Genomic DNA, 22,955 nt, shown 5'->3' with positions numbered 1-22,955 from the left:
TTATGAACCTGAACACAGATTCACTCTCCGCTGTTCTGGCCCGCCGTGACTGGGAAAATCCCGGCGTCACGCAGCTCAACCGCCTGGAGGCGCACCCGCCTTTTTGTAGCTGGCGCTCAGCGGATGATGCACGTACCAATCAGCATTCGAGTCAGTTACGCTCGCTGAATGGCCAGTGGCAATTTTCCTGGTTTGCCGCACCGGAGGCAGTACCGGAAAGCTGGCTGACAAGCGATCTGCCACAGGCAGACATCATCAACGTCCCTTCTAACTGGCAGATGGACGGTTACGATGCGCCAATTTATACCAACGTCACCTACCCAATCCCGGTGAATCCTCCGTACGTTCCGGCACAGAACCCCACAGGATGTTACTCGCTCACATTTAATATCGAAGACGCGTGGTTAGATGAAGGTCAGACGCGCATTGTTTTTGACGGCGTCAATTCCGCATTTCATCTGTGGTGCAACGGCCGCTGGGTCGGCTACGGTCAGGATAGCCGTCTACCGTCTGAGTTTGATCTTAGCGATTATCTGCTGCGCGGCGAAAACCGCCTGGCTGTGATGGTGCTGCGCTGGAGCGATGGCAGCTATCTGGAAGACCAGGACATGTGGCGCATGAGCGGTATTTTTCGCGATGTCTCCCTGCTGCATAAGCCCAGTACGCAAATCCGCGACCTGCGCATTAATACCCGATTTAATGATGACTTCAGCCGCGCCACGCTGGAAGCGGAAGTCAGAGTGGCGGGCAGCGAGAGCAAAGATTTACGCGTCACCCTGCAATTGTGGGAAGGTGAAACGCTTACCCACGAAACGACCTCACCGCTCGGCAGCGAGATCATTGATGAACGCGGCGCTTATCATGACCGGGTGACTCTGCGTCTGAACGTCGAAAAACCGGCGCTGTGGAGTGCCGAAACGCCCAATCTGTACCGCGCCGTTGTGCAGTTACGCACCGCGGACGGAGTGCTGATTGAAGCGGAAGCCTGTGACGTCGGCTTTCGTCAGGTTGGTATCGAAAACGGCCTGCTGCTGTTAAACGGCAAGCCGCTGTTGATTCGCGGTACCAACCGCCATGAGCACCATCCGGTCAACGGCCAGGTGATGGATGAGGCGACGATGGTGCAAGACATCATCCTGATGAAGCAGAATAACTTCAACGCCGTGCGCTGCTCCCATTACCCGAACCATCCGTTGTGGTACACGCTGTGCGATCGCTACGGTTTGTATGTGGTCGACGAAGCCAATATTGAAACCCACGGCATGGTGCCGATGAACCGCCTCACCGACGATCCCGCCTGGTTGCCTGCCATGAGCCAGCGCGTCACGCGCATGGTACAACGCGATCGCAACCATCCGAGCATTATCATCTGGTCACTGGGCAATGAATCCGGCCATGGCGTCAATCACGACGCACTCTACCGCTGGATAAAATCAGAAGACCCGTCACGCCCGGTACAATATGAAGGCGGCGGCGCAAATACCGCGGCGACCGACATTATTTGCCCGATGTACGCCCGCGTAGATCAGGATCAGCCCTTCCCCGCAGTCCCCAAATGGTCGATTAAAAAGTGGCTGTCGATGCCCGGCGAGCAGCGTCCGCTGATCCTCTGTGAATATGCCCACGCTATGGGCAACAGTTTTGGCGGCTTCGCCAAATACTGGCAAGCGTTCCGCCAGTATCCGCGCCTGCAGGGCGGGTTTGTCTGGGACTGGGTGGATCAGTCGTTGATTAAATATGATGATAACGGCAAGGCATGGTCAGCCTACGGTGGCGACTTTGGCGACACGCCTAACGATCGTCAGTTTTGCATGAACGGACTGGTGTTCGCCGATCGCACTCCGCATCCGGCGTTATACGAGGCCAAACATGAACAGCAGTTCTTCCAGTTCACGTTACTGCCGGGCGCTGAACGCCAGATTGAAGTGACCAGCGAATATCTGTTCCGCCGCAGCGATAACGAAGTTCTGCACTGGTCGATTGCTCAGGACGGCAATCCGCTGGCCGCCGGAGAAATCGTTCTGGATATCGCCCCACAGGGCCGCCAGGTGATTACCCTGCCTGATGTCCCGATGCCGGAAACCGCAGGCCAGCTGTGGTTGACAGTGCGCGTAGAACAACCTCAGGCAACCGCATGGTCAGACGCCGGGCATATCAGCGCCTGGCAGCAGTGGAAGCTGGAAGAAAAACTCAGTCTGGCACGGCAGCCAACTCACTGTTTCGCGCCACAGCTTAACGTTAGCGAAAACATCTTTACCGTTGAGAACGATAACAAGCGCTGGCAATTCGACCGTCAGTCTGGCCTGCTGACACAGTACTGGATTGGCGATAAAGCCCAACTGTTAACCCCACTGACCGACCAGTTCACCCGCGCACCGCTGGACAACGACATCGGCGTGAGCGAGTCAACCCGCATCGACCCTAACGCCTGGGTTGAACGCTGGAAGGCTGCCGGTCATTATCAGGTCGAAGCAACGTTACTGTACTGTGCTGCCGATACGCTGAGCAGTGCGGTACTGATCACCACCGAACATGCGTGGCAGTATCAGGGCGAAACGCTGTTCGTCAGCCGAAAAAGCTATCATATTGACGGTAATGGTGAAATGCAGATAACGGTGGATGTTGACGTTGCCAGCGGTACGCCGCATCCGGCCCGCATCGGCCTGAGCTGCCAGCTGGCGCAGGTTGCGGAGCGAGTGAACTGGTTAGGTCTCGGCCCGCATGAGAACTACCCGGACCGTCTGGGCGCCGCCTGTTTCGATCGCTGGGATCTGTCGCTTGATGAGATGTACACCCCGTATGTTTTCCCGAGCGAAAACGGTCTGCGCTGCGGCACGCGCGAACTGTACTACGGCGCGCACCAGTGGCGCGGAGACTTCCTGTTCAACATCAGCCGCTTTAGCCAGCAGCAACTGATGGAAACCAGCCACCGCCATCTGCTGCAACCTGAGGCGGGCACCTGGCTCAATATTGATGGCTTCCATATGGGCGTCGGCGGCGATGATTCGTGGAGTCCTTCCGTGTCACCGGAATTCCAGCTAAGCGCCGGGCGTTATCACTACCAGGTTATCTGGGGTTAAACATAATAATAATGGGCAGGTTATGACCTGCCCTTATTTTTCCTGAGGAAGTCTGTTATGTATTATTTAAAAAACACTAACTTTTGGATGTTCGGCTTTTTCTTCTTCTTTTACTTTTTTATTATGGGTGCGTATTTCCCCTTCTTCCCTATCTGGTTACACGATGTAAACCATATCAGTAAAGGCGACACCGGCATCATCTTCGCCTGTATCTCACTGTTTTCTTTGTTATTCCAGCCAATTTTCGGACTACTGTCCGATAAGCTTGGTCTGCGTAAACATCTGCTGTGGGTAATTACCGGCATGCTGGTAATGTTTGCCCCGTTTTTTATTTACGTATTTGGCCCATTATTGCAGGTTAATATTTTACTGGGTTCAATTGTCGGCGGGATTTACCTTGGCTTTATTTACAATGCCGGCGCTCCGGCGATTGAAGCCTATATTGAAAAGGCCAGCCGCCGAAGCAACTTTGAATTTGGTCGCGCGCGCATGTTTGGCTGCGTGGGCTGGGCGCTGTGCGCCTCGATTGCCGGCATTATGTTTACCATCAATAACCAATTCGTCTTCTGGTTAGGTTCTGGCTGTGCGGTCATTCTGGCATTGCTGCTGTTATTTTCAAAAACAGATGCCCCCTCTTCTGCAAAAGTCGCGGATGCGGTAGGCGCCAATAACTCGGCATTCAGCCTGAAGCTGGCGCTGGAGTTATTTAAACAACCGAAACTTTGGTTCCTCTCCCTGTACGTGGTCGGCGTTTCCTGTACTTATGATGTGTTTGACCAGCAGTTCGCCAACTTCTTTACCTCGTTCTTTGCCACCGGCGAACAGGGTACCCGCGTGTTTGGCTACGTCACAACGATGGGGGAATTGCTCAACGCCTCGATCATGTTCTTTGCGCCGCTGATTGTGAACCGCATCGGCGGAAAGAACGCCCTGCTGCTGGCCGGTACGATCATGTCGGTGCGGATCATTGGTTCATCATTCGCCACCACTGCGCTGGAGGTCGTGATCCTCAAAACGCTGCATATGTTCGAGATACCGTTCCTGATTGTCGGTTGCTTCAAATACATCACCAGTCAGTTTGAAGTGCGTTTCTCGGCCACAATTTACCTGGTGTGTTTCTGCTTCTTCAAACAGTTAGCCATGATTTTCATGTCAGTTCTGGCCGGAAAAATGTATGAGAGCATTGGTTTCCAGGGAGCTTATCTGGTGCTGGGGATTATTGCGCTGAGCTTCACGCTGATTTCCGTATTTACCCTTAGCGGGCCAGGGCCGTTTTCCCGCGTTTTCACCCCGGCAAGTAAACAAGTCTGAAGACAAATAACAAGAAGGAATATCTTCGATGAGCATGTCTATGAGAGACAGAATGAAAGCAGGCAAGCTGTTTACTGATATGTGCGAGGGGCTGCCAGAAGAGAGACTGCGCGGAAAGGAGTTAATGTATGAGTTTAACCACACGCGTCCATCTGAGATTAAAAAGAGGGAAAAACTGATTCGCGAAATATTTGCCTCCACAGGAGAAAATGCGTGGATTGAGCCCCCCATTTATTTCTCTTACGGCAGCAATATTCACATTGGCAAAAACTTCTACGCCAATTTTAACTTTACCATTGTGGATGATTACACGGTCACCATCGGCGATAACGTTTTAATTGCACCAAACGTCACGATCACGGTAACGGGTCACCCTGTGCACCATGAATTAAGGAAATCCGGAGAGATGTTTTCCTTTCCAGTCACCATCGGCAATAACGTATGGATTGGCAGTAATGTGGTGATCAATCCTGGCATAACGATTGGCGATAATTCCGTTATCGGCGCGGGGAGTATAGTCACAAAAGACATTCCGGCAGATGTCGTGGCCGTGGGGGTTCCCTGTCGAGTTCTCAGAACCATTAATGAACGAGATAAAGAGTACTATTACCAAAATTCTAAAGTGGATCCGTTACTTTAAGTCGTCATGCCGGATGCACCACTCACGTGGTTTATCCGGCCTACATTACTAAAAGGCCCGGTAAGCATTGCGCCGCCGGGCATCACACGATGTTACTCTTCAATCGCCTGACGGATTTGCTGCAACGACGCGGGATCGTCAATGGTCGTTAGATCGCCAGGATCGCGGCCTTCACAGATCGCCTGGATCGTCCGTCTGAGCATTTTGCCAGAGCGCGTTTTCGGCAACTGCGACACAAACCAGACGTGCGCCGGACGACCAAAGTTACCAATCTGACTGTCCACCAGCGCCATAATCGCCTTCTCTTCCGAATGCGCGATGTCGCGATCTTCAAGGCTGTCGCTCTGTTTCGGAATGACAAACGCGACCGCGACCTGCCCCTTCAGCGCGTCCTTCACGCCGACCACAGCCACTTCGGCAACGTTCGGATAGCTGGAAATACTCTCCTCTATCTCACGCGTCCCCAACCGATGCCCGGCCACGTTGATGACATCATCCGTACGGCCAAGGATGAAGTAATAGCCGTCCGCATCGCGAATACCCCAGTCAAAGGTGGCGTACACCTGGCGAGAAAACAGCGACCAGTAGGTATTCACAAACCGCGCGTCATCACCCCAGATAGTCTGGATACAGCCCGGCGGCAGCGGCCCTTCAATCACCAGCATGCCCTTTTCATTCGCTTCGCAGGGCTCACCGGTCACCTCATTGAGCAACTGCACGTTATATCCGTACATCGGCACGCCTGGGCTACCCAGCCGCGACGGGCGGTCGTCCAGCCCGCGAGCGATCGCCATAATCGGCCAACCGGATTCAGTCTGCCAGTAGTTGTCGATAACCGGGACGCCCAGCGTTTCCGTTACCCAACTGGCGGTCGGTTCATCCAGCGGCTCCCCCGCCAGATACAGCACCTCCAGCGAGGAGAGATCGTGATTACGGATTTGCGCGGTCGGGAATTTCTTCAGTACACGTATCGCCGTTGGCGCGGAGAACATCCGGCTGACCTGATACTTCTCAACAATTTTCCACCATACGCCACAGTCCGGATACGTTGGCAGCCCTTCGTACACCACCGTCGCCATCCCCGCCAGCAGCGGGGCATACACGATATACGAATGCCCAACCACCCAGCCGATATCCGATGCGCAGAAGAACACGCCGCCCGCTTTACCGCCGAAAATTGTGTCCATCGAGGTCGCCAGCGCGACCGCGTAGCCGCCAACGTCGCGCTGCACGCCTTTCGGTTTACCGGTTGTCCCGGAGGTGTAGAGAATGCAGGACGTTTCGTTCGACTCCAGCCAGGCAACCGGCACCCGCGCGCCGAGATGCTGTTGGCGCAGCGCGGCAAAGTCGAGGTCTCGCCCCTCTATCCGCACCATTTTCGCCAGACCGCGATCGACCAATACCACATGACGCGGCTGGTGCTGCGCCTGATCGATCGCATCATCGAGCAGCTTTTTATACGGCAGGATTTTGCCGCCGCGCGCCCCGGCATCCGCCGACACGATAACCACCGGTCGGGCGTCGTCGATACGCGCCGCTACGCTGTGCGAGGCGAAACCACCGAACACCACCGAATGGATCGCCCCAATGCGCGCGCAGGCCAGCAGCGTAATGTGCGCCTCGGCGATCATCGGCATATAAACCAGTACCCGATCGCCACGCTGTACGCCCAGCGACAACAACATCGCCGCCGCGACGTTCACTTCGTCATACAGCTGACGAAAGGTAAACGTGCATTCTTCTTCGGTTTCTGATGACACAGCAATCAGCGCCAGCGCGTCAGGCTGTTTCTCCAGCCAGCGGTCGATGGCGTTGTGGCACAGATTGGTCGTGCCGCCGCAAAACCAGCGGGCAAACGGCGGATTACTGTGGTCCAGCACCTGCGTATACGGCTGCTGCCAGTCAATACGCTGGGCCTGCTCGGCCCAGAACGACTCCGGCTGTGTAATAGAATGTTGATAAAACTCGCTATAAGACATAATGCTCTCCTGTTGAACTTACGCCTGATGAGTCGGGTTTTAGATAATGAACAAATCCAGATACTCATTGACCGGCATCTGCTCCAGACGAGTTCTGTCCAGGGAGACATCCAGGATGCGCTGCTGCTGACGGGTCGGGAACTGACGCGCCAGGTTAATTTTGAACTTCTCGACCAGCTTCGGCATACCGTCGTTACGACGGCGCGCGTGGCCGATTGGGTATTCCACTACCACTTCTTCAAAGCGTGAGCCGTCGGTGAATTCAAGCGTGATGGCATTCGCGATGGCGCGTTTTTCAGGGTCGTGGTAATCGGCAGTAAAGGCCGGATCTTCGAAGCAGTTAATCTTTTCACGCAGTGCATCAATGCGTTTGTCCTGCGCCACGCCGTCTTCGTAATCTGCCGCCGTTAAGCGCCCGAACAGCAGCGGGATAGCCACCATGTACTGGATGCAGTGGTCACGATCCGCCGGGTTATTCAACGGGCCTTTTTTATCGATGATACGGATACAGGCTTCGTGCGTACGAATGGTCACTTTTTCGATATCGGCAGCGGTCTTACCTGCGGCCTGTAACTGCTCGTACAGCGTCATCGCCGCTTCTACCGCGGTCTGCGAGTGGAACTCTGCCGGGAAGGAAATTTTAAACAACACGTTTTCCATCACGTACGAACCGTACGGGCGCTGGAAGCGGAAAGATTCGCCTTTGAAAGAGACATCATAGAAGCCCCAGGTTTTTGCCGTCAGTGCGGACGGGTATCCCATTTCACCGGTTTTCGCCATCAGCGCCAGACGTACAGCACGTGAGGTGGCATCGCCAGCCGCCCAGGATTTACGCGTGCCGGTATTCGGCGCATGACGATAGGTACGCAGCGACTGACCGTCGACCCACGCCAACGAGACGGCGTTGAGAATTTCATCCCGGTTCAGGCCGAGCATCTCGGCAACCACCGCCGTGGAGGCGACTTTTACCAGCAGGACGTGATCCAGACCGACGCGGTTGAAGGAGTTTTCCAGCGCGATACAGCCCTGAATTTCATGGGCTTTAATCATTCCGGTTAACACTTTTTTCATGGTTAACGGCGCTTTACCCACCGCCACCGCATTGCGCGACAGCCAGTCAGCCGTCGCCAGAATACCGCCGAGGTTATCGGAAGGATGACCCCATTCTGCGGCCAGCCAGGTGTCGTTAAAGTCCAGCCAGCGGATCATCGCACCGATGTTAAACGCCGCCTGCACCGGATCGAGCTGGAACTGGGTACCTGGTACGCGCACACCGTTCGGGACGACGGTACCCGGTACAACCGGCCCCAGCAGTTTTTTACAGGCCGGATATTCCAGCGCTTCCAGGCCACAGCCAAGGGTATCAAGCAGGCAATAATGCGCGGTGTCATACGCCACCTTCGAGGTGATCTCGTAGTTCATGACATAATCAACGATATCAACGATTTCACGGTCAAATTCAGGGCGGACGTTCGAAATATGTGCAGACATAGGGTACATTTCCTGTTTTTTATCTTTAGAGGTTTTGCATTAGCAACGCTGATCAATCGAGACAAATACGCGATCTTCCGGGCCGGTATAGTTGGCGGAAGGACGGATAATTTTGTTGTCCTGGCGCTGTTCGATGATGTGCGCCGCCCAGCCAGTGACGCGGGCGATAACGAACAGCGGTGTGAACATTTCAGTGGGGACGCCCATCATGTTGTAAGAGACTGCCGAGAACCAGTCGAGGTTGGGGAACATCTTTTTCGTTTCCCACATCACCTCTTCCAGACGGTCAGCAATGTTGTACATTTTCAGCGAACCGCCTTCCTGAGAAAGCTGTTTCGCCACGCTCTTGATCACCTGGTGGCGCGGGTCGGCGATGGTGTAAACCGGGTGACCAAAGCCAATCACCACTTCTTTATTTTCAACGCGTTTACGGATATCCGCTTCGGCTTCATCCGGCGTTTCATAGCGTTGCTGGATCTCCAGCGATACTTCATTCGCTCCGCCGTGTTTCGGCCCACGCAGTGCGCCAATCGCACCGATAATCGCGGAGTACATATCAGAGCCAGTTCCCGCAATCACACGCCCCGTGAAGGTAGAAGCGTTAAATTCGTGTTCGGCGTACAGCACCAGCGAAATGTGCATCGCCTTTTCCCAGCTTTGTGATGGCTTTTCACCATGCAGCAAATGCAAGAAGTGACCGCCAATAGAATCATCATCGGTCTCCGGCTGAATGCGCTCGCCGTTATGGCTGTAGTGATACCAGTACAGGAGGATAGAACTGAGCGATGCCAGCAGTTTGTCGGCAATATCGCGTGCGCCGGAGACGGTATGTCCTTCTTTTTCTGGCAGAGTACAACCCAGCGCGGAAACACCAGTGCGCATCACGTCCATCGGATGCGAGGCGGCAGGCAGCGCTTCCAGTACGGTGCGCACGTTAGCGGGCAATCCGCGCAGCGCTTTCAGTTTGCTTTTATAGGCGGTGAGCTCATCGCGGGTGGGTAATTTCCCGTGAATCAGCAGATGCGCAACTTCTTCAAATTCGCACTGTTGTGCCAGGTCAAGAATATCGTAGCCACGATAGTGTAGATCGTTACCGCTTTTACCCACGGTACATAAGGCAGTATTTCCGGCAGCGACGCCTGACAGCGCAACCGATTTTTTGGGTTTAATGACATGGGTACTCTTTTGCAGGATCGTTGTGTCGCTCATGTTGTCCTCGTCATTATTGTAATATGTAGGGTACTAATTTATTGCCGGATGGCGGCTACGCCTTATCCGGCCTACGACGGTTACTTTTTTGTGTACAACGCGTCGAGTTTCTCTTCGAACTGGTAGTAATTGATGCTTTCATACAGCTCGTTGCGCGTCTGCATAATGTCGATAACGTTCTTTTGCGTACCTTCCTGACGCAGCACGTTGTAAACCTTCTCCGCCGCGCGGTTCATGGCGCGGAAAGCTGACAGCGGGTATAGCGCCATCGCAACATTCGCGCTGCGCAGTTCATCGGTGGTAAACAGCGGTGTGGCGCCAAATTCAGTAATGTTGGCAAGAATTGGTACCTGTACCGCATCGGCAAACTGGCGGTACATCGCAAGTTCGGTAATGGCTTCCGGGAACAGCATGTCAGCGCCCGCTTCGACATACGCCTGGGCACGATCGATGGCTGCCTCTAACCCTTCCACCGCCAGTGCATCGGTTCGCGCCATAATCACAAAGTTGGGATCGGTGCGCGCATCAACGGCTGCGCGGATCCTGTCGACCATCTCTTCTTTCGAGACGATCGCCTTGTTCGGGCGATGACCGCAGCGCTTGGCGCCGATCTGATCTTCAATATGCAGCGCAGCAGCACCCGCTTTGGAAATCGACTTGACGGTACGCGCCACGTTGAATGCAGACGATCCAAAACCAATATCCGCATCCACCAGCAATGGCAGTGGGCAAACATCCGTAATGCGACGAATATCAGTCAGCACATCATCAAGGGTAGAAATACCGAGATCCGGCAGCCCCAGCGAGCCCGCAGCGACGCCACCGCCGGAGAGATAAATCGCCTGATACCCGGCGCGTTGAGCCAGCAGAGCGTGGTTGGCATTGATGGTGCCAACGATTTGTAATGGGTTTTCTTTGGTAAGCGCAGCGCGAAACGCCAGCCCTGGGGAGTGTAGAGACATATCCCGTCCTCTTGTTATCAACTTGTTATCGTTCGTTGATATTTCTAAAGCAAGGGGTATGCCAGGGAGCTTATTTTCTCTTCAATTTAATTTTTTATCTTTTAAAACAATATATTAAATCCAATACTTCTATTTTTGTTGCACAAAAGCGTGTCAGCTATCGTTTCATGAAACGTTCCTTCACGTTTCATTGCAACATTTATGAAACACAACTAAACCCTACTACTCGGTTCCTTAATTTTTGGGGTTAGTTATGGCAGATACGCATCTACCGCCGCGAGTGAACGACGATAAACCGGTTATCTGGACAGTCTCGGTCACCCGCCTGTTTGAACTGTTTCGCGACATCAGTCTGGAGTTCGACCACCTGGCGACCATCACCCCCATTCAGCTTGGTTTCGAAAAAGCGGTGGCCTATATCCGTAAGAAGCTGGCTACCGAGCGTTGCGATGCCATCATTGCGGCGGGCTCCAACGGGGCATATCTGAAAAGCCGTTTATCGATTCCGGTGATCCTGATTAAACCCAGCGGATTCGACGTGCTACAGGCGCTGGCAAAAGCGGGAAAACTCACCTCGTCGATTGGCGTCATTACCTATCAGGAAACCATTCCTGCGCTTCTCGCGTTTCAAAAAACCTTCAATTTGCAGCTTGAACAGCGCAGCTATATCACCGAGGAAGATGCCCGTGGGCAAATCAACGAACTGAAGGCCGGCGGTACGCAGGCAGTGGTTGGTGCGGGATTGATTACCGATCTGGCAGAAGAAGCAGGTATGACCGGCATCTTTATCTATTCGGCGGCCACCGTGCGCCAGGCCTTTGTCGATGCGCTGGATATGACTCGCCTGACGCTGCGCAGAAACGGTCAGTACGCCTCTGGCGATACGTTGCGCACCCGCTACGCGCTGGGTGATATGCGCGGTCACTCTGCGCAGATGGAACAGGTGCGGCACACCATTATGCTCTACGCCCGTTCGCGTGCGCCGGTCCTCATTCAGGGCGAAACAGGAACGGGTAAAGAGCTGGCCGCACAGGCCATTCACCGTGAGTTTTTCACCCGTCAGGAGAATCGACGCGGTAAACCCTCGCCGCCGTTTGTTGCCGTCAACTGCGGAGCAATCACCGAGTCATTGCTGGAAGCGGAGCTGTTCGGCTATGAGGACGGCGCCTTTACCGGCTCTCGCCGAGGGGGGCGCGCGGGCCTGTTTGAAATCGCCCACGGCGGAACCCTGTTTCTTGATGAGATAGGCGAGATGCCGCTGCCGTTACAAACCCGACTGCTGCGCGTGCTGGAAGAAAAAGAGGTTACCCGGGTCGGTGGACATCAGCCGATTCCGGTCGATGTCCGGGTGATTAGCGCCACACACTGTAATCTGGAGCAGGAGATGAAACAGGGGGAATTTCGTACCGATCTGTTTTATCGCCTGAGCATTTTACGCCTCAAGCTACCGCCGCTACGCGAGCGGTTGCCCGATATCCTGCCGCTGGCGGAAGGCTTTTTAAAACAATCGCTGGCGGAACTGGACGTGCCGTTTTCTGAGCCAGTACGCAAGGGGCTGGGATTAAGTCAGCCGACGCTGCTGAATTATGGCTGGCCGGGGAATATCCGCGAACTGCGTAATATGATGGAGCGCCTGGCGCTATTTTTAAGCGTCGAGCCGCAGCCGGAGCTGAATATGGATTTTTTACAACAGCTATTACCGGAACTGGCCATTGCTGCTGACTCACCGCAAGCATCTTCATTGCTGACGCCGCAGCAGGTGTTGGCACAATTCAATGGTGATAAAACCGCGGCTGCACGCTATCTCGGAATTAGCAGAACCACGTTCTGGCGCCGATTAAAAGAAAACCCGCCGGTACAATGACCGACGGGTGTTGTATTTTTTACAGCTGCACGTTATTTTTTCTTGTAAATATTGGCTGTGCCATGGATTTTGTTATCCGTTTGGCCGGAGGTTAATACCACCACGTCAGCGCCTTTCTCTTCAGCTTTCTTCAGAAGGTCTTCTTTAGCATCCGAAGTAGATACTTCATTACTCGTTGAAATGTCACCGATTTTTGTGTACTGAGACTCAACCTTTTCAAACTCAACCTTCGTCATAAATTCCGCGGCATACGCGTTGGTCACAACAAAAGCTAACGCACCAATAAGTACTTTAATTCCAGTTTTCATATAAAAGCTCCAGATTTTGTTATATATGCCATCATCGCCCCCTGAACATTCGACATGCGAGTCAAGGATGATTAATAAGTAGTTCAGGCTGACAAAAAGATCCAGAGCAGGCGGAAATATAAAGAGATTTTGCGAATCGTTAATTACGCAAAACGCAGTGGCGCTACGTTTTCAACGCGCACTGTGAGTGAATGCTCAGAATGACGTGCGCACTAAAATTATAGTGTTAGCTGTCTTTCCCGTGTTTACTAATGGAAACGTTGTCTATGGAACCTTTGCACGCCGTTGTACTCACCGTCAGCCTGTTTGTTTTAACCTTTTTTAACCCCGGCGCAAATCTGTTCGTGGTGGTACAAACTAGCCTGGCATCCGGACGACGCGCAGGTGTGATGACCGGTCTGGGTGTTGCCTTAGGTGATGCGTTTTACTCCGGCCTTGGGCTCTTTGGTATGGCAACGCTAATCACCCAGTGTGAAGAGATATTTTCATTGATTAAGATTGTCGGCGGCGCCTATCTGCTGTGGTTTGCCTGGAACAGCATCCGCCATCAGGCCACGCCGCAAATGCCCACGCTACAGCAGCCGCTTTCCGCCCCCTGGTATGTATTTTTCCGCCGTGGATTACTAACAGATTTATCGAACCCACAAACTGTACTGTTTTTTATTAGTATCTTCTCGGTCACCTTAAGCGCAGACACACCTACGTGGGCCAGACTGATGGCCTGGGCAGGCATTGTGTTGTCTTCCGTTATCTGGCGTATTTTTCTCAGCCAGGCATTTTCTTTGCCTGCCGTGCGACGGGCGTATGGTCGTATCCAACGGGTTGCCAGCCGGGTAATTGGCGCAATAATAGGTGTCTTCGCGCTAAGACTTATTTATGAAGGTATTAGCCATCGATAAGAGAGTTTAACTTGACCATCGTGAGGTAATTGTCCGTAATACCGCCTGAATTTTTAATCGCAGGTTGAGTGGCAGTGAGATGGAACAGGTTGAACCGGTAAACGACACATTACTCCTTACGGAATGGCAGGCGCTGATACGACAAACATCGCCTGACGTTCACACGCTCCTCACATCGTTAAGCGATGAAGAGATCCGCCATTTAGTGACCGTTTTTTATGACTATATGCTCTCCCATGCCCAGAGCGCATTGTTCCTTAATACGGAACAGGTCAGTACCCGCCTCAGCGGTAGTATGTTTGACTGGTTACGCAGCGTGCTCGGCAGCGCGCACGAAGATCTACCGCAGCTGCTGGCCAAACAGCGCAAAATTGGCGTGGTGCATGCCCGCATCGGTCTGCCCATCGATCTGGTGAATCGCGGCGCGCGTAAGCTCAAGGATGAGCTGTATCGGATATTGAAAACCAAAGCTGACGACTCGTCTTCCCTGCTGAGCAATGCTATCTATTTCAGCAGCCTGGCAATGGATACTGCGCTGGAGGCCATGACCGTCTCCTATTCCCCAAGCCACCAAAACTCCCTGCATACGCAGGAGCAGTATCGCCTGCAGACCATTTACGATGACGTTAACGTCGAGCGCGAACGGCAAATTCGCTCATTTACCGACTGGGAAAACCAGTTTATCTATAACATTGCCACCGGAATGCCTTTCGGTGAAATGGTGTTTCTGGCGAACTCTGATTTTGGTATGTGGTTCTCACATAAGGGAAAACATATTCTTGGCAACAGCAATTTGCTCAAAGAAATGGAATCGCTAATTGCAGAGATCGACACCCGTCTGACGACCACCCTGTCACCTCAGCATCAGCCGACAGAACCCGAGCGGATGAGCTTATTACAGGATGTTCGCCAGCTGTCGGCAAAAATCCATTTCCTGCTCGCTTCGATGTTTGAGGCGCTGGTTAAGCAGGAAAATGGTAAAGATTCGCTGACCCAGTTGCTTAATCGCCGCTTTATTCCGACCATCATGCGACGCGAAATCTCGCTGGCGTTACATGCGCGTAAGCCTTTTAGCCTGGCGATGCTGGATATCGACTACTTCAAGCAAATTAACGATAACTTCGGGCATAATACCGGCGATCTGACGCTCAAAAATGTCGCAGCGGTCATTTATGATCATATCCGTAGCAGCGATTACGTGTTCCGCTACGGTGGTGAAGAATTTATGATCTTGCTCGTCGAGTCAGATGAATCGCAGGCCAGTATTATTCTGGAAACGCTGCGTATGAAAATTGCCGGGATGCGCATGGCAGCCTCTGCGACAGAAACGTTTTCTATTACCGTCAGTATCGGTATTGCCGAATATGATTATCATCCCGACTACAAACAGCTGGTTGATAAAGCCGATCGCGCACTTTATCAGGCAAAAAGTAATGGTCGCGACCGCGTTGAGGTTTATCAGGAATAACCATTGCCCTGCAGAGAAATAAATACCCCATTCAGGGTATTTATCTGACTTGCGATAAATATCGAGCTGTTATTTTTATTCAGGCATATTGGCATGATGAAAATAACAGCCACGTAATAAGATGCAAATCAAATACACCAAATCTGAATAGCGCTAGCATATCCCGGTGATGACGCCTTCTGAATGCAGAAGGGGAAATATGAGGGATAGTATAAAATCATGAACGGGAAGAAAAGAACGCGCTGGCAGCGCCGTCCTGGCACGATCGGAGGCAAACTGCCGTGGAATGACTGGCGCAACGCCAGCAGCTGGCGAAAAGCCACCCAGTTTCTCCTGCTGGCTATTAATATTTATATTGGCGTAACGTTCTATTACTGGGTCCGCTATTTCGAAACCGCCGGCACCAGCGTCTATATTCCAAGGCCAGGTGGTATTGAGGGATGGCTACCAATCGCGGGTTTGATGAATATCCGCTATACGCTGGAGACTGGTTTTCTTCCGCCTATCCATGCCGCCTCCATGCTGCTGTTAGTTGCGTTTATCCTGATTAGTCTGTTGTTAAAAAAAGCCTTCTGTTCGTGGTTATGCCCGGTGGGCACGCTGTCCGAACTGCTCGGCAATCTGGGGAAAAAAGTATTTGGTCGCAACTTCACGCTGCCGCGCTGGCTGGATATTCCGCTGCTCAGTCTGAAGTATTTGTTGCTGAGTTTCTTTTTGTATATCGCCCTGTCGATGCCTGCGCAGGGGATTCAGTATTTTCTAATGTCGGCCTATGGCATGATTATCGACGTGAAGATGCTCGATTTCTTTCGCCATATTGGCTCCGCTACGCTCATCTTTGTTATCGTTATCAGCGTCCTGAGCCTGTTTATTCGCAATGCCTGGTGCCGCTATCTGTGCCCTTATGGTGCGCTGCTCGGCCTGTTCTCATTACTCTCACCGTTTAAAATCCGCCGTAACGCTGACAGCTGTATCGACTGCGGAAAATGCGCGAAAAACTGCCCGTCGAATATCCCGGTCGACAGACTGATTCAGGTGCGTACCGTGGAATGCACTGGCTGCATGACCTGCGTTGAATCCTGCCCGGTAGCCTCAACGCTGAGCTTTTCACTGCAGACTCCGCCTGGAGCACAAGGCAACGGTGGTAAATCATTATGGCGCCAGAGGACGCTGTCAGGTGTTGCCATGACGCTACTGGTGCTGGGCATTCTGTTTGCCACTATTGGTTATGCCGTTTATGCCAATGTCTGGGATACGCCAGTGCCCGATCATATGTATTTCCAGCTGATCCCGAAGGCAAAGATGATCGGCCATTAATTTTTTTATCAGTATGTTCAAAACCCTGCCAATTCTGGCAGGGTTTCCCGCGTCTTTTGCCATTTTAAGACAATTGAACTTGTGCCATCGCGCTCTCGTTTATACAACCTTAAATATCATCTGTAATAATTTTTCTATTTTGTTATGGGCGACTGGGATCAAAATAATGAACGGGATAACATCATGACTAAAATAAAACTGGCACTGCTATTACCTCTTTTTCTGGCGGGTTGTACGATGAGCGACGGGGAATTAAGAAACGCTTACGCTCAGCATTATCAGCAACCTACCGCTTATGTAGATGCTTATAAACAGAAAATAGCCAGTATGGATATTCATGCGCTGGCCCAATATGCTGCCGCAGAAGATAAGAAAAAAATGCGTGGGCAGCCAAGACTGAAAATCGACGAATTCATTACCATTGAGAACGTGCAGGCGAAAGGAAATCGGGTAGTCTATGATTACTCACTGTCCGAAAGCTGGCTGGCGCTGTCCGCAGATAAACAGCGCGAAAAGCAGACCAATATGAATAAAGACCTGATCTACCGTACCTGCTCGCTGGAAACGGTACGTCTGGCGCAGGCAAAAGGGCTGGAAGAAGAGCATAACTATTACAGCCAGTACCCAGACAAAGTCGCCTTTACTCTGAGAACCAGCGCGCAAATTTGTCTGCAAAACGGTTTTACACAATAACCGCAATCCACTATGCCTGATGCGCTGCGCTTATCAGGCCTACGATTTACACGCTGCCGTAGGCCTGATAAGGCGCCAGCGCGCAGATTTGTCTGCAAAACGGTTTTACACAATAACCGCAATCCACTATGCCTGTTGCGCTGCGCTTATCAGGCCTACGATTTACATGCTGCCGTAGGCCGGATAAGGCGCCAGCGCGCAGATTTGTCTGCAAAACGGTTTTACACAATAGCTGCAATCACAACGCCTGATGCGCTGCGCTTATCAGGCCTACGATTTGCACGCTGCCGTAGGCCGGATAAAGCACCAGCGCGCAAATTTGTATGCAAAACGGTTTTACACAATAGCCGCAATCACAACGCCTGATGCGCTGCGCTTATCAGGCCTACGATTTACACGCTGCCGTAGGCCGGATAAGGCGCCAGCGCGCAGATTTGTCTGCAGAACGGTTTTACACAATAGCCGCAATCACTATGCCTGATGGCGCTGCGCTTATCAGGCCTACGATTTACACGCTGCCGTAGGCCGGATAAGGCGCCAGCGCCGCATCCGGCTAAAACATCAGAATTTCCACGAAACGCTGCCGACAATACTGCGCTCGGCGCCGAAGTAGCAGTATGAGAGCGAGTTACAGGCCGCAACGTAGCGCTTGTCGGTCAGGTTGTTAACGTTCAACTGCGCGCTCAACCCTTTAATGCCGATATTCGTTAAGTCGTAACCAATCACCATATCCACCAGCGTGTAGGACGGCAGGGTGTGAGTATTCAGGCGATCGCTGGTAATACCGTTAACGTAGCGCACGCCTGAACCCAACGTCAGACCGTCCAGCGGACCGCTTTTCACATCGTAGCTCAGCCAGGTACTGGCCTGATTACGCGGGGCGTACACTGCGCGCTTGCCCTGCTCTTCCGGGCTGCTTTTCTTATAGCGAATGTCGGTATAGGTATACGCCGCCTGCAAACGGAAGCTATCCGTCAGTTGGCTAATTGCCTCCAGCTCCACCCCTTCAGATTCAATTTCCCCAATCGAGCGGTACGGATCGGTCGGCTCTTCTTTGGTGGCGATATTCGTCTGATTGATACGGAATACCGATGCGCTGAACTGGCTGTTGAGTCCTTCCGGCTCATATTTCAGCCCGGCTTCCCACTGCTTGCCTTTCATCGGATCCAGCAGATTGCCGTTCTCATCGGCAAAGCTGGTTGGCGTAAAGGCAGTGGAATAACTCACGTACGGCGCAAAGCCGTTATCGAATAAATAGAGCAACGCGGCGCGGGTGCTGAAGTTGTTTTTATCCAGATCGCTGCGAGTATTCTTGATCTTATCAATGTTAGAAACGCTGACCTGATCGTAACGACCACCGAGCGTAATACGCCAGCGATCCCATGACATCTGATCCTGCAAATAGTAACCCGTCTGGCGCAGCTTGTGTTTCTCACGCGCATACATGTCGATGTAATCAGGCTTCGCGCCGTACACTGGATTAAAAGCGTCAATCGGCGGGAAAGCGCCGTAGTAACCGGTAGTATTGTTGCTGCGATCCTGATAGTCGATCCCCACCAGCAGACGGTGGTTTACCTGCCAGGTATCAAAGCTGCCGTCGAGCTGGTTATCCAGCGTAATCGCCGACATTTTTTCATCGGAGCCGGAGTAACCGCGATTAAGCTCGGTTTCATTCAGCCAGCCCGCCGCATACACCTGATTCAGCTCAACGTCGGTATGCAGATAGCGCAGCTTTTGCCGCACCGACCAACCGCTATCAAACATATGCTCAATGTTGTAGCCCACCATGTTTTCACGGCGATCGTATTTGTCGTAATCATCCTCGCCTTCGTAAAAGGTGTTGGAGATCTTTTGCCCGTAATGCGGAACCACGGTGCCGTCATACGGCAGACCGGAGTGGCTACCGCCTTCCGGGTCACGGTGCAGATAGGCCATCAGATCCAGACGCGTCTGGTCGGTGATACGCCAAGTCAGGCTGGGCATCAGCGCGTAACGCTCTTCCTTCAATGGACCAAACTGCGAGTCCGCGTAACGCGTCATCCCGCTCAGTCGCGCCGCCACGCGATCGTTATCATCCAGTGCCCCGGTAACGTCAAACGCCGCGCCGCGCTGGTTATTGTTGCCAGCAAACAGCTTCACTTCGCCGCCCGCATCAAACGACGGCTTACGTGAGGTCAACGCCACAATACCGCCCGGAGAGGAACGACCATACAGTACGGAAGCCGGGCCACGTACGACTTCGATATCTTCGAGGAACCACGGATCGACCACCAGCGAGCTGTGTGAGTTGGTGTCGCCCATCATCTTCAGACCATCGAGATAGACGTTATCCAGGCTACCGTCAGAAAAGCCACGTAGCACGATGTAGTCAAAGCGGTTGGAGGCGCCAATCTGATTGCTGTACACCCCCGGCGTATAGCTGACGGCCTGGCGCACGCTGGTTGCGCCCTGCTCTTCAAACTGCTCACGGGTAACGATCGATACCGACTGCGGCGTTTCAATATCCGGCGTGGCAAGCTTCGTGGCCCCGCTCTGCATCTGCGAGGTGACAACCACCGTATCGTTTTTTGTTGTTTCCTGCGCCAGCAGAGGAAAAGCCACGCTGCCGGTCACCCATCCCACCAGCAGCGCCAAGCGAGTCTTCGCGAACATGAATATCTCCAAAGGCATGTCTAATTGTAAGTGAGAATTATTACCTTTTTGCTGACGGAGATAGCTATGCCGAATGCCAGGTTGCCTATGCGCAGTGCCAAATTGTCAGGAAATCACGTGCGTAAAACGCAAATATGGATTAGCAAAGTTTGAGCAAATCGCCGGGCGAAAAGCCGTAACGGCGACGAAAAGCGGTAGAAAAGTTGGTGGCGTGCTGATAACCCGACATCCAGGCCGCCTGTTGTACGCTATATCCTTCCAGTAGATAGCCGCGCGCACGTTCCAGACGGCAATCGCGCAGGTAGTCGAATACCGAACAGCCATAGGCTGCGCGAAACTTACTGCGCAGGCTGCTGGGACTCATCGCCGCGCGTTGGGCCAGTTCATTAAGGGTGTAGTCATTTTCGGGACTCTGCTCCAGCAGTCGGCGAACGACCTCCAGCCGCTGCTGCTCCCCGCTCGCCGCAAGACGTTTACCGCTCTCGACCTGACACACGCTGAGGCCATGACCGAACAGTTGTAATATCAGCCCTTCCAGCATCAGCTGACGAGAAACATGGCTAATCGTGCTCTGCTGCGCGTACTGCAGTCCGCTGAGTAAAAACCCCGGCACCTGCCAGATAAGCGTTGGCGTCTGGCATCTTTCCCACTCACGCATCAACGATTCGAGCAACCCCGTGCGACACGCGCCGTCGGGATACAAACCAAGCGATAATGTCCGCAGTTTACAATCAGCATGATGACGGGCACGCATCGTCTGGTGCTCACTCAAGCGTGAGCTAAACGCCATGCCGGAGCGCACCACGTGCTCCTGTCCGTTAAGCGTCAGGATCACGCAGCCTTCCAGTACCACCAGCATATACAGAGGGCTGTCGTGACGAGAGGTGGTTTCGTAGGGTTGCAATACCTGTACGTCGGAGTGCGTCACGCACATCCCACATGGGAGAGTCATCTCCTCAATTTCACCTTGCAGAACAGGGCTCCCAGACGGTAAATCCGGCCTTTGTGCCAACTGGGGAAAGCGGTAATCGATCCCGTAGCGCTCACCAAAATCCATAAACTCGCTGACGGAGAAAGTGCGAGCGACGCGTCCGGAGGCATTCAGGGCGGTGGTATTGTTCATGCTGTCTTCTGCACAGGAAATGGGATTAACGGTTTATAACTGAAGCAACATTACCATTACCTGCGCATCACGACAATAATAATGAGAACTATTATCAATATGGATAATTAGCAGAATAAATAGATTAATCCAGCCAGTTTAGATCTGTCGATGAGATACACGGCGCAGCCTCTTTTAACCAGCGATACAGCAGCTCAATATTTCTAAGCCGTGTTGAAGTCTTTGGCCAGACAAGGTAGTAGCCCTCGCCAGTCGCTACCGCATCTTTAAACGGTAACGCCAACATCCCTGCCTGAATGGCCGCCAGGCTTAACAGCAGGTCGGCAACGGACACGCCATGACCGCTCATCGCAGCAAGACTGCCCTGCTCCAGGGTGTCGAACACTTTGCCTCGCGCAAGATTCAACGCCGGAAACTTCCCGGTGCGTTGCAGCCACCGACGCCAGTCACGGCGATCCGCTGAGGGATGAATCAGTTCACAGGCAGAAAGATCGCACTGCGCCTGCACCAGCAGTGCGGTTGAGCACACCGGGATAAGCCACTCCTGAAACAGCAACCGGCTGTCGGTATCGTCACCAAAATGGCCATTCCCTAACAGGATCGCACAGTCATACGGTTCACGACCGAAGGATACCGAATCGGTATCCATCCAGACGCTGGAAATTTCGACAACCGGGGTCGGATGCGCTTCACGGAAATGACGCAGCACGTCCAGAAGCCAACGCATCGTCAACGTAGACGGCGCTTTCAGCCGTAGCTCATGACTGCTGCTGCGAAAGGCATGACACGCGTGTTCCAGACTCTGAAACCCAGCCGTCAACTGCTGCGCCAGCCCTTGGCCAGAAGGCGTTATCTCGATACGCGGGCCGCTGCGGACAAATAGCTCACAACCAAACCATGCCTCCAGTGTGCGAATATGACGGCTTACCGCGCCCGGCGTCACGTTAAGTTGAATAGCGGCTTTACTGAACGATCCCAGACGGGCTGCGGCTTCAAAAGCCCTCAGGGCATACAACGGAGGTAGCGTCATTCTCAGCTTCTATGTTGAGTTTTACTCACAGTAGAGCGCAGTTTTATTCGTTTTTCAATGCGCCACGCAGGCGGAATACTGATGGAAAATATCATCAGGATAATCAGGTATGAATTTCACTTTACTGGCTGCCTATAGCCTCAGCGTAGTAACCCTGCTGTTAACTCCGGGTCCTGTCGTGGCGCTGATTACCACCACCGCGTCGCAGCACGGCTATCGCCGGGCCTTTCTCACGCTGATTGGCACTAACGGCGCTTCTTTAGTATTGATTGCTCTGGCTGCACTGATGTTAGCTGGTGTGGTTTCAATCTCTGCGATATGGCTTGGCGTACTGGGTCTTGTGGGATCGTTGTATATCGGTGTGATGGCGATTAACGGCCTGCGGGCCAGGGACTCAAACACCGGACTGTGTGCGCCAAAACGCGATAACAGCGGGCTTATCCATGGATTTCTGACAGGGGTCGCTAACCCAAAGGACATTTTGTTTTTCGTAGCGTTTTTTCCCCAGTTCATTGCCATTACGCAAGATTTCACCACCAGCATTCTGACGCTAACGCTGGTGTGGGTTATTTTTGATGTTACGGTGCTGTCTTTTTACATCATAGTTTTCAAACGCTGGATGCCAGAGCGGTTTGCCAGACGCAGCGTTTTTATCTCCTCCCTGTTTCTGCTCGCGGTGGCGGTGTTTGGCATTATTTATAATGTACACGCGCTACAAATGCTCTCACCCGCGATGTGATCCCCAACGAATTGTTCAGCCAGACATCTCATCTTGCACCGGGAGGAATAAAATAAGAACAAATCGACATTAACATTATTAATGGATTTATAAACCAGGATTCAGAAAATATAGGGAAGGTGCGAATAAGCAGGTCATTTCTTCCCAAGCTGACTCGCTGATTAAAATTTCGCGGATCTGGGCCGATTTT

Annotated in this window: 17 protein-coding genes; 9 read left to right on the top strand and 8 right to left on the bottom strand. The window is 52.8% G+C overall.

The features are described 5' to 3' along the window. Window positions 1–2: 2 nt before the first annotated feature. From OGY18_RS02330 to lacA, 3 genes are read left to right on the top strand one after another with little or no spacing between them, the layout of a single operon-like run. Entirely contained in the window at window positions 3–3,080 is a 3,078-nt protein-coding gene (locus OGY18_RS02330) for a beta-galactosidase (protein ID WP_286551576.1), read from the top strand. Window positions 3,081–3,137: 57 nt separating this feature from the next. Beyond that, window positions 3,138–4,391, top strand: coding sequence for an MFS transporter (locus tag OGY18_RS02325; RefSeq protein ID WP_111466016.1), 1,254 nt, complete (start codon window positions 3,138–3,140; stop codon window positions 4,389–4,391). 28 nt (window positions 4,392–4,419) lie between these two features. After that, window positions 4,420–5,031, top strand: a complete 612-nt coding sequence (lacA, locus tag OGY18_RS02320; protein WP_286551573.1) for a galactoside O-acetyltransferase — start codon at window positions 4,420–4,422, stop codon at window positions 5,029–5,031. Between the two features lie 92 nt (window positions 5,032–5,123). On the opposite strand, the gene prpE is transcribed toward lacA, so the two are convergent. The 4 genes from prpE to prpB all read right to left on the bottom strand — a co-directional run bounded on the left by prpE (window position 5,124) and on the right by prpB (window position 10,672). Then, window positions 5,124–7,010: a propionate--CoA ligase gene (gene prpE, locus OGY18_RS02315; protein ID WP_286551571.1), complete on the bottom strand. Its 1,887-nt coding sequence runs from the start codon at window positions 7,008–7,010 to the stop codon at window positions 5,124–5,126. Between the two features lie 39 nt (window positions 7,011–7,049). Beyond that, window positions 7,050–8,501 carry a bifunctional 2-methylcitrate dehydratase/aconitate hydratase gene (locus OGY18_RS02310; RefSeq protein WP_003830905.1) on the bottom strand — a complete coding sequence of 484 codons (1,452 nt, stop codon included), beginning with the start codon at window positions 8,499–8,501 and terminating at the stop codon, window positions 7,050–7,052. Between the two features lie 39 nt (window positions 8,502–8,540). After that, window positions 8,541–9,710, bottom strand: coding sequence for a bifunctional 2-methylcitrate synthase/citrate synthase (prpC, locus tag OGY18_RS02305; RefSeq protein WP_286551567.1), 1,170 nt, complete (start codon window positions 9,708–9,710; stop codon window positions 8,541–8,543). A gap of 80 nt (window positions 9,711–9,790) precedes the next feature. Then, complete coding sequence (gene prpB / locus OGY18_RS02300; RefSeq protein ID WP_003830903.1) at window positions 9,791–10,672, bottom strand: methylisocitrate lyase; 882 nt, start codon at window positions 10,670–10,672, stop codon at window positions 9,791–9,793. Between the two features lie 253 nt (window positions 10,673–10,925). Here prpB and prpR point away from each other — a divergent pair, with 253 nt between their 5' ends. Then, a complete protein-coding gene (prpR, locus tag OGY18_RS02295; protein WP_191235717.1) occupies window positions 10,926–12,536 on the top strand; it encodes a propionate catabolism operon regulatory protein PrpR in 1,611 nt (536 codons plus the stop codon). 32 nt (window positions 12,537–12,568) lie between these two features. Here the strand turns inward: prpR and yahO are convergent, their stop codons facing one another. After that, complete coding sequence (gene yahO, locus OGY18_RS02290; RefSeq protein WP_032942474.1) at window positions 12,569–12,844, bottom strand: DUF1471 family periplasmic protein YahO; 276 nt, start codon at window positions 12,842–12,844, stop codon at window positions 12,569–12,571. 266 nt (window positions 12,845–13,110) lie between these two features. Between yahO and OGY18_RS02285 the strand changes: the two genes are divergently transcribed. The 4 genes from OGY18_RS02285 to OGY18_RS02270 all read left to right on the top strand — a co-directional run bounded on the left by OGY18_RS02285 (window position 13,111) and on the right by OGY18_RS02270 (window position 17,221). Beyond that, complete coding sequence (locus tag OGY18_RS02285; RefSeq protein ID WP_003830900.1) at window positions 13,111–13,743, top strand: LysE family transporter; 633 nt, start codon at window positions 13,111–13,113, stop codon at window positions 13,741–13,743. A 79-nt stretch (window positions 13,744–13,822) separates the two neighbouring features. Further along, a complete protein-coding gene (locus OGY18_RS02280; RefSeq protein WP_286551563.1) occupies window positions 13,823–15,211 on the top strand; it encodes a diguanylate cyclase in 1,389 nt (462 codons plus the stop codon). Window positions 15,212–15,430: 219 nt separating this feature from the next. Beyond that, a complete protein-coding gene (locus tag OGY18_RS02275; protein WP_126319126.1) occupies window positions 15,431–16,528 on the top strand; it encodes a 4Fe-4S binding protein in 1,098 nt (365 codons plus the stop codon). A gap of 183 nt (window positions 16,529–16,711) precedes the next feature. Beyond that, window positions 16,712–17,221, top strand: coding sequence for a hypothetical protein (locus tag OGY18_RS02270; RefSeq protein ID WP_226804445.1), 510 nt, complete (start codon window positions 16,712–16,714; stop codon window positions 17,219–17,221). Between the two features lie 561 nt (window positions 17,222–17,782). On the opposite strand, the gene foxA is transcribed toward OGY18_RS02270, so the two are convergent. The 3 genes from foxA to OGY18_RS02255 form a co-directional block, all read right to left on the bottom strand. Beyond that, window positions 17,783–19,891, bottom strand: coding sequence for a ferrioxamine B receptor FoxA (gene foxA, locus OGY18_RS02265; protein WP_122973923.1), 2,109 nt, complete (start codon window positions 19,889–19,891; stop codon window positions 17,783–17,785). Window positions 19,892–20,012: 121 nt separating this feature from the next. Beyond that, window positions 20,013–20,996 (bottom strand): helix-turn-helix transcriptional regulator, encoded by a 984-nt coding sequence (locus tag OGY18_RS02260; protein ID WP_071444609.1) that lies wholly within the window; start codon window positions 20,994–20,996, stop codon window positions 20,013–20,015. A 124-nt stretch (window positions 20,997–21,120) separates the two neighbouring features. Further along, window positions 21,121–22,026 carry a LysR substrate-binding domain-containing protein gene (locus OGY18_RS02255; protein ID WP_063941266.1) on the bottom strand — a complete coding sequence of 302 codons (906 nt, stop codon included), beginning with the start codon at window positions 22,024–22,026 and terminating at the stop codon, window positions 21,121–21,123. 109 nt (window positions 22,027–22,135) lie between these two features. Here OGY18_RS02255 and OGY18_RS02250 point away from each other — a divergent pair, with 109 nt between their 5' ends. Continuing rightward, on the top strand, window positions 22,136–22,765 hold the full coding sequence (locus tag OGY18_RS02250) for a LysE family translocator (RefSeq protein ID WP_126319134.1): 630 nt from the start codon (window positions 22,136–22,138) through the stop codon (window positions 22,763–22,765). Window positions 22,766–22,955 lie beyond the last annotated feature (190 nt).

Source organism: Citrobacter sp. Cpo142 (assembly GCF_030332425.1).
GTDB classification, from domain to species: Bacteria; Pseudomonadota; Gammaproteobacteria; order Enterobacterales; family Enterobacteriaceae; genus Citrobacter; species Citrobacter portucalensis.
The sequence above is the reverse complement of the archived record's forward strand: the minus strand, read 5'-3'. Positions and strand labels throughout refer to the sequence as shown.

Coding starts and splice junctions, on each gene's coding strand:
- OGY18_RS02330 (WP_286551576.1), top strand. CDS start 3: ATGAACCTGAACACAGATTCACTCTCCGCTGTTCTGGCCCGCCGTGAC.
- OGY18_RS02325 (WP_111466016.1), top strand. CDS start 3,138: ATGTATTATTTAAAAAACACTAACTTTTGGATGTTCGGCTTTTTCTTC.
- lacA (WP_286551573.1), top strand. CDS start 4,420: ATGAGCATGTCTATGAGAGACAGAATGAAAGCAGGCAAGCTGTTTACT.
- prpE (WP_286551571.1), bottom strand. CDS start 7,010: ATGTCTTATAGCGAGTTTTATCAACATTCTATTACACAGCCGGAGTCG.
- OGY18_RS02310 (WP_003830905.1), bottom strand. CDS start 8,501: ATGTCTGCACATATTTCGAACGTCCGCCCTGAATTTGACCGTGAAATC.
- prpC (WP_286551567.1), bottom strand. CDS start 9,710: ATGAGCGACACAACGATCCTGCAAAAGAGTACCCATGTCATTAAACCC.
- prpB (WP_003830903.1), bottom strand. CDS start 10,672: ATGTCTCTACACTCCCCAGGGCTGGCGTTTCGCGCTGCGCTTACCAAA.
- prpR (WP_191235717.1), top strand. CDS start 10,926: ATGGCAGATACGCATCTACCGCCGCGAGTGAACGACGATAAACCGGTT.
- yahO (WP_032942474.1), bottom strand. CDS start 12,844: ATGAAAACTGGAATTAAAGTACTTATTGGTGCGTTAGCTTTTGTTGTG.
- OGY18_RS02285 (WP_003830900.1), top strand. CDS start 13,111: ATGGAACCTTTGCACGCCGTTGTACTCACCGTCAGCCTGTTTGTTTTA.
- OGY18_RS02280 (WP_286551563.1), top strand. CDS start 13,823: ATGGAACAGGTTGAACCGGTAAACGACACATTACTCCTTACGGAATGG.
- OGY18_RS02275 (WP_126319126.1), top strand. CDS start 15,431: ATGAACGGGAAGAAAAGAACGCGCTGGCAGCGCCGTCCTGGCACGATC.
- OGY18_RS02270 (WP_226804445.1), top strand. CDS start 16,712: ATGACTAAAATAAAACTGGCACTGCTATTACCTCTTTTTCTGGCGGGT.
- foxA (WP_122973923.1), bottom strand. CDS start 19,891: ATGCCTTTGGAGATATTCATGTTCGCGAAGACTCGCTTGGCGCTGCTG.
- OGY18_RS02260 (WP_071444609.1), bottom strand. CDS start 20,996: ATGAACAATACCACCGCCCTGAATGCCTCCGGACGCGTCGCTCGCACT.
- OGY18_RS02255 (WP_063941266.1), bottom strand. CDS start 22,026: ATGACGCTACCTCCGTTGTATGCCCTGAGGGCTTTTGAAGCCGCAGCC.
- OGY18_RS02250 (WP_126319134.1), top strand. CDS start 22,136: ATGAATTTCACTTTACTGGCTGCCTATAGCCTCAGCGTAGTAACCCTG.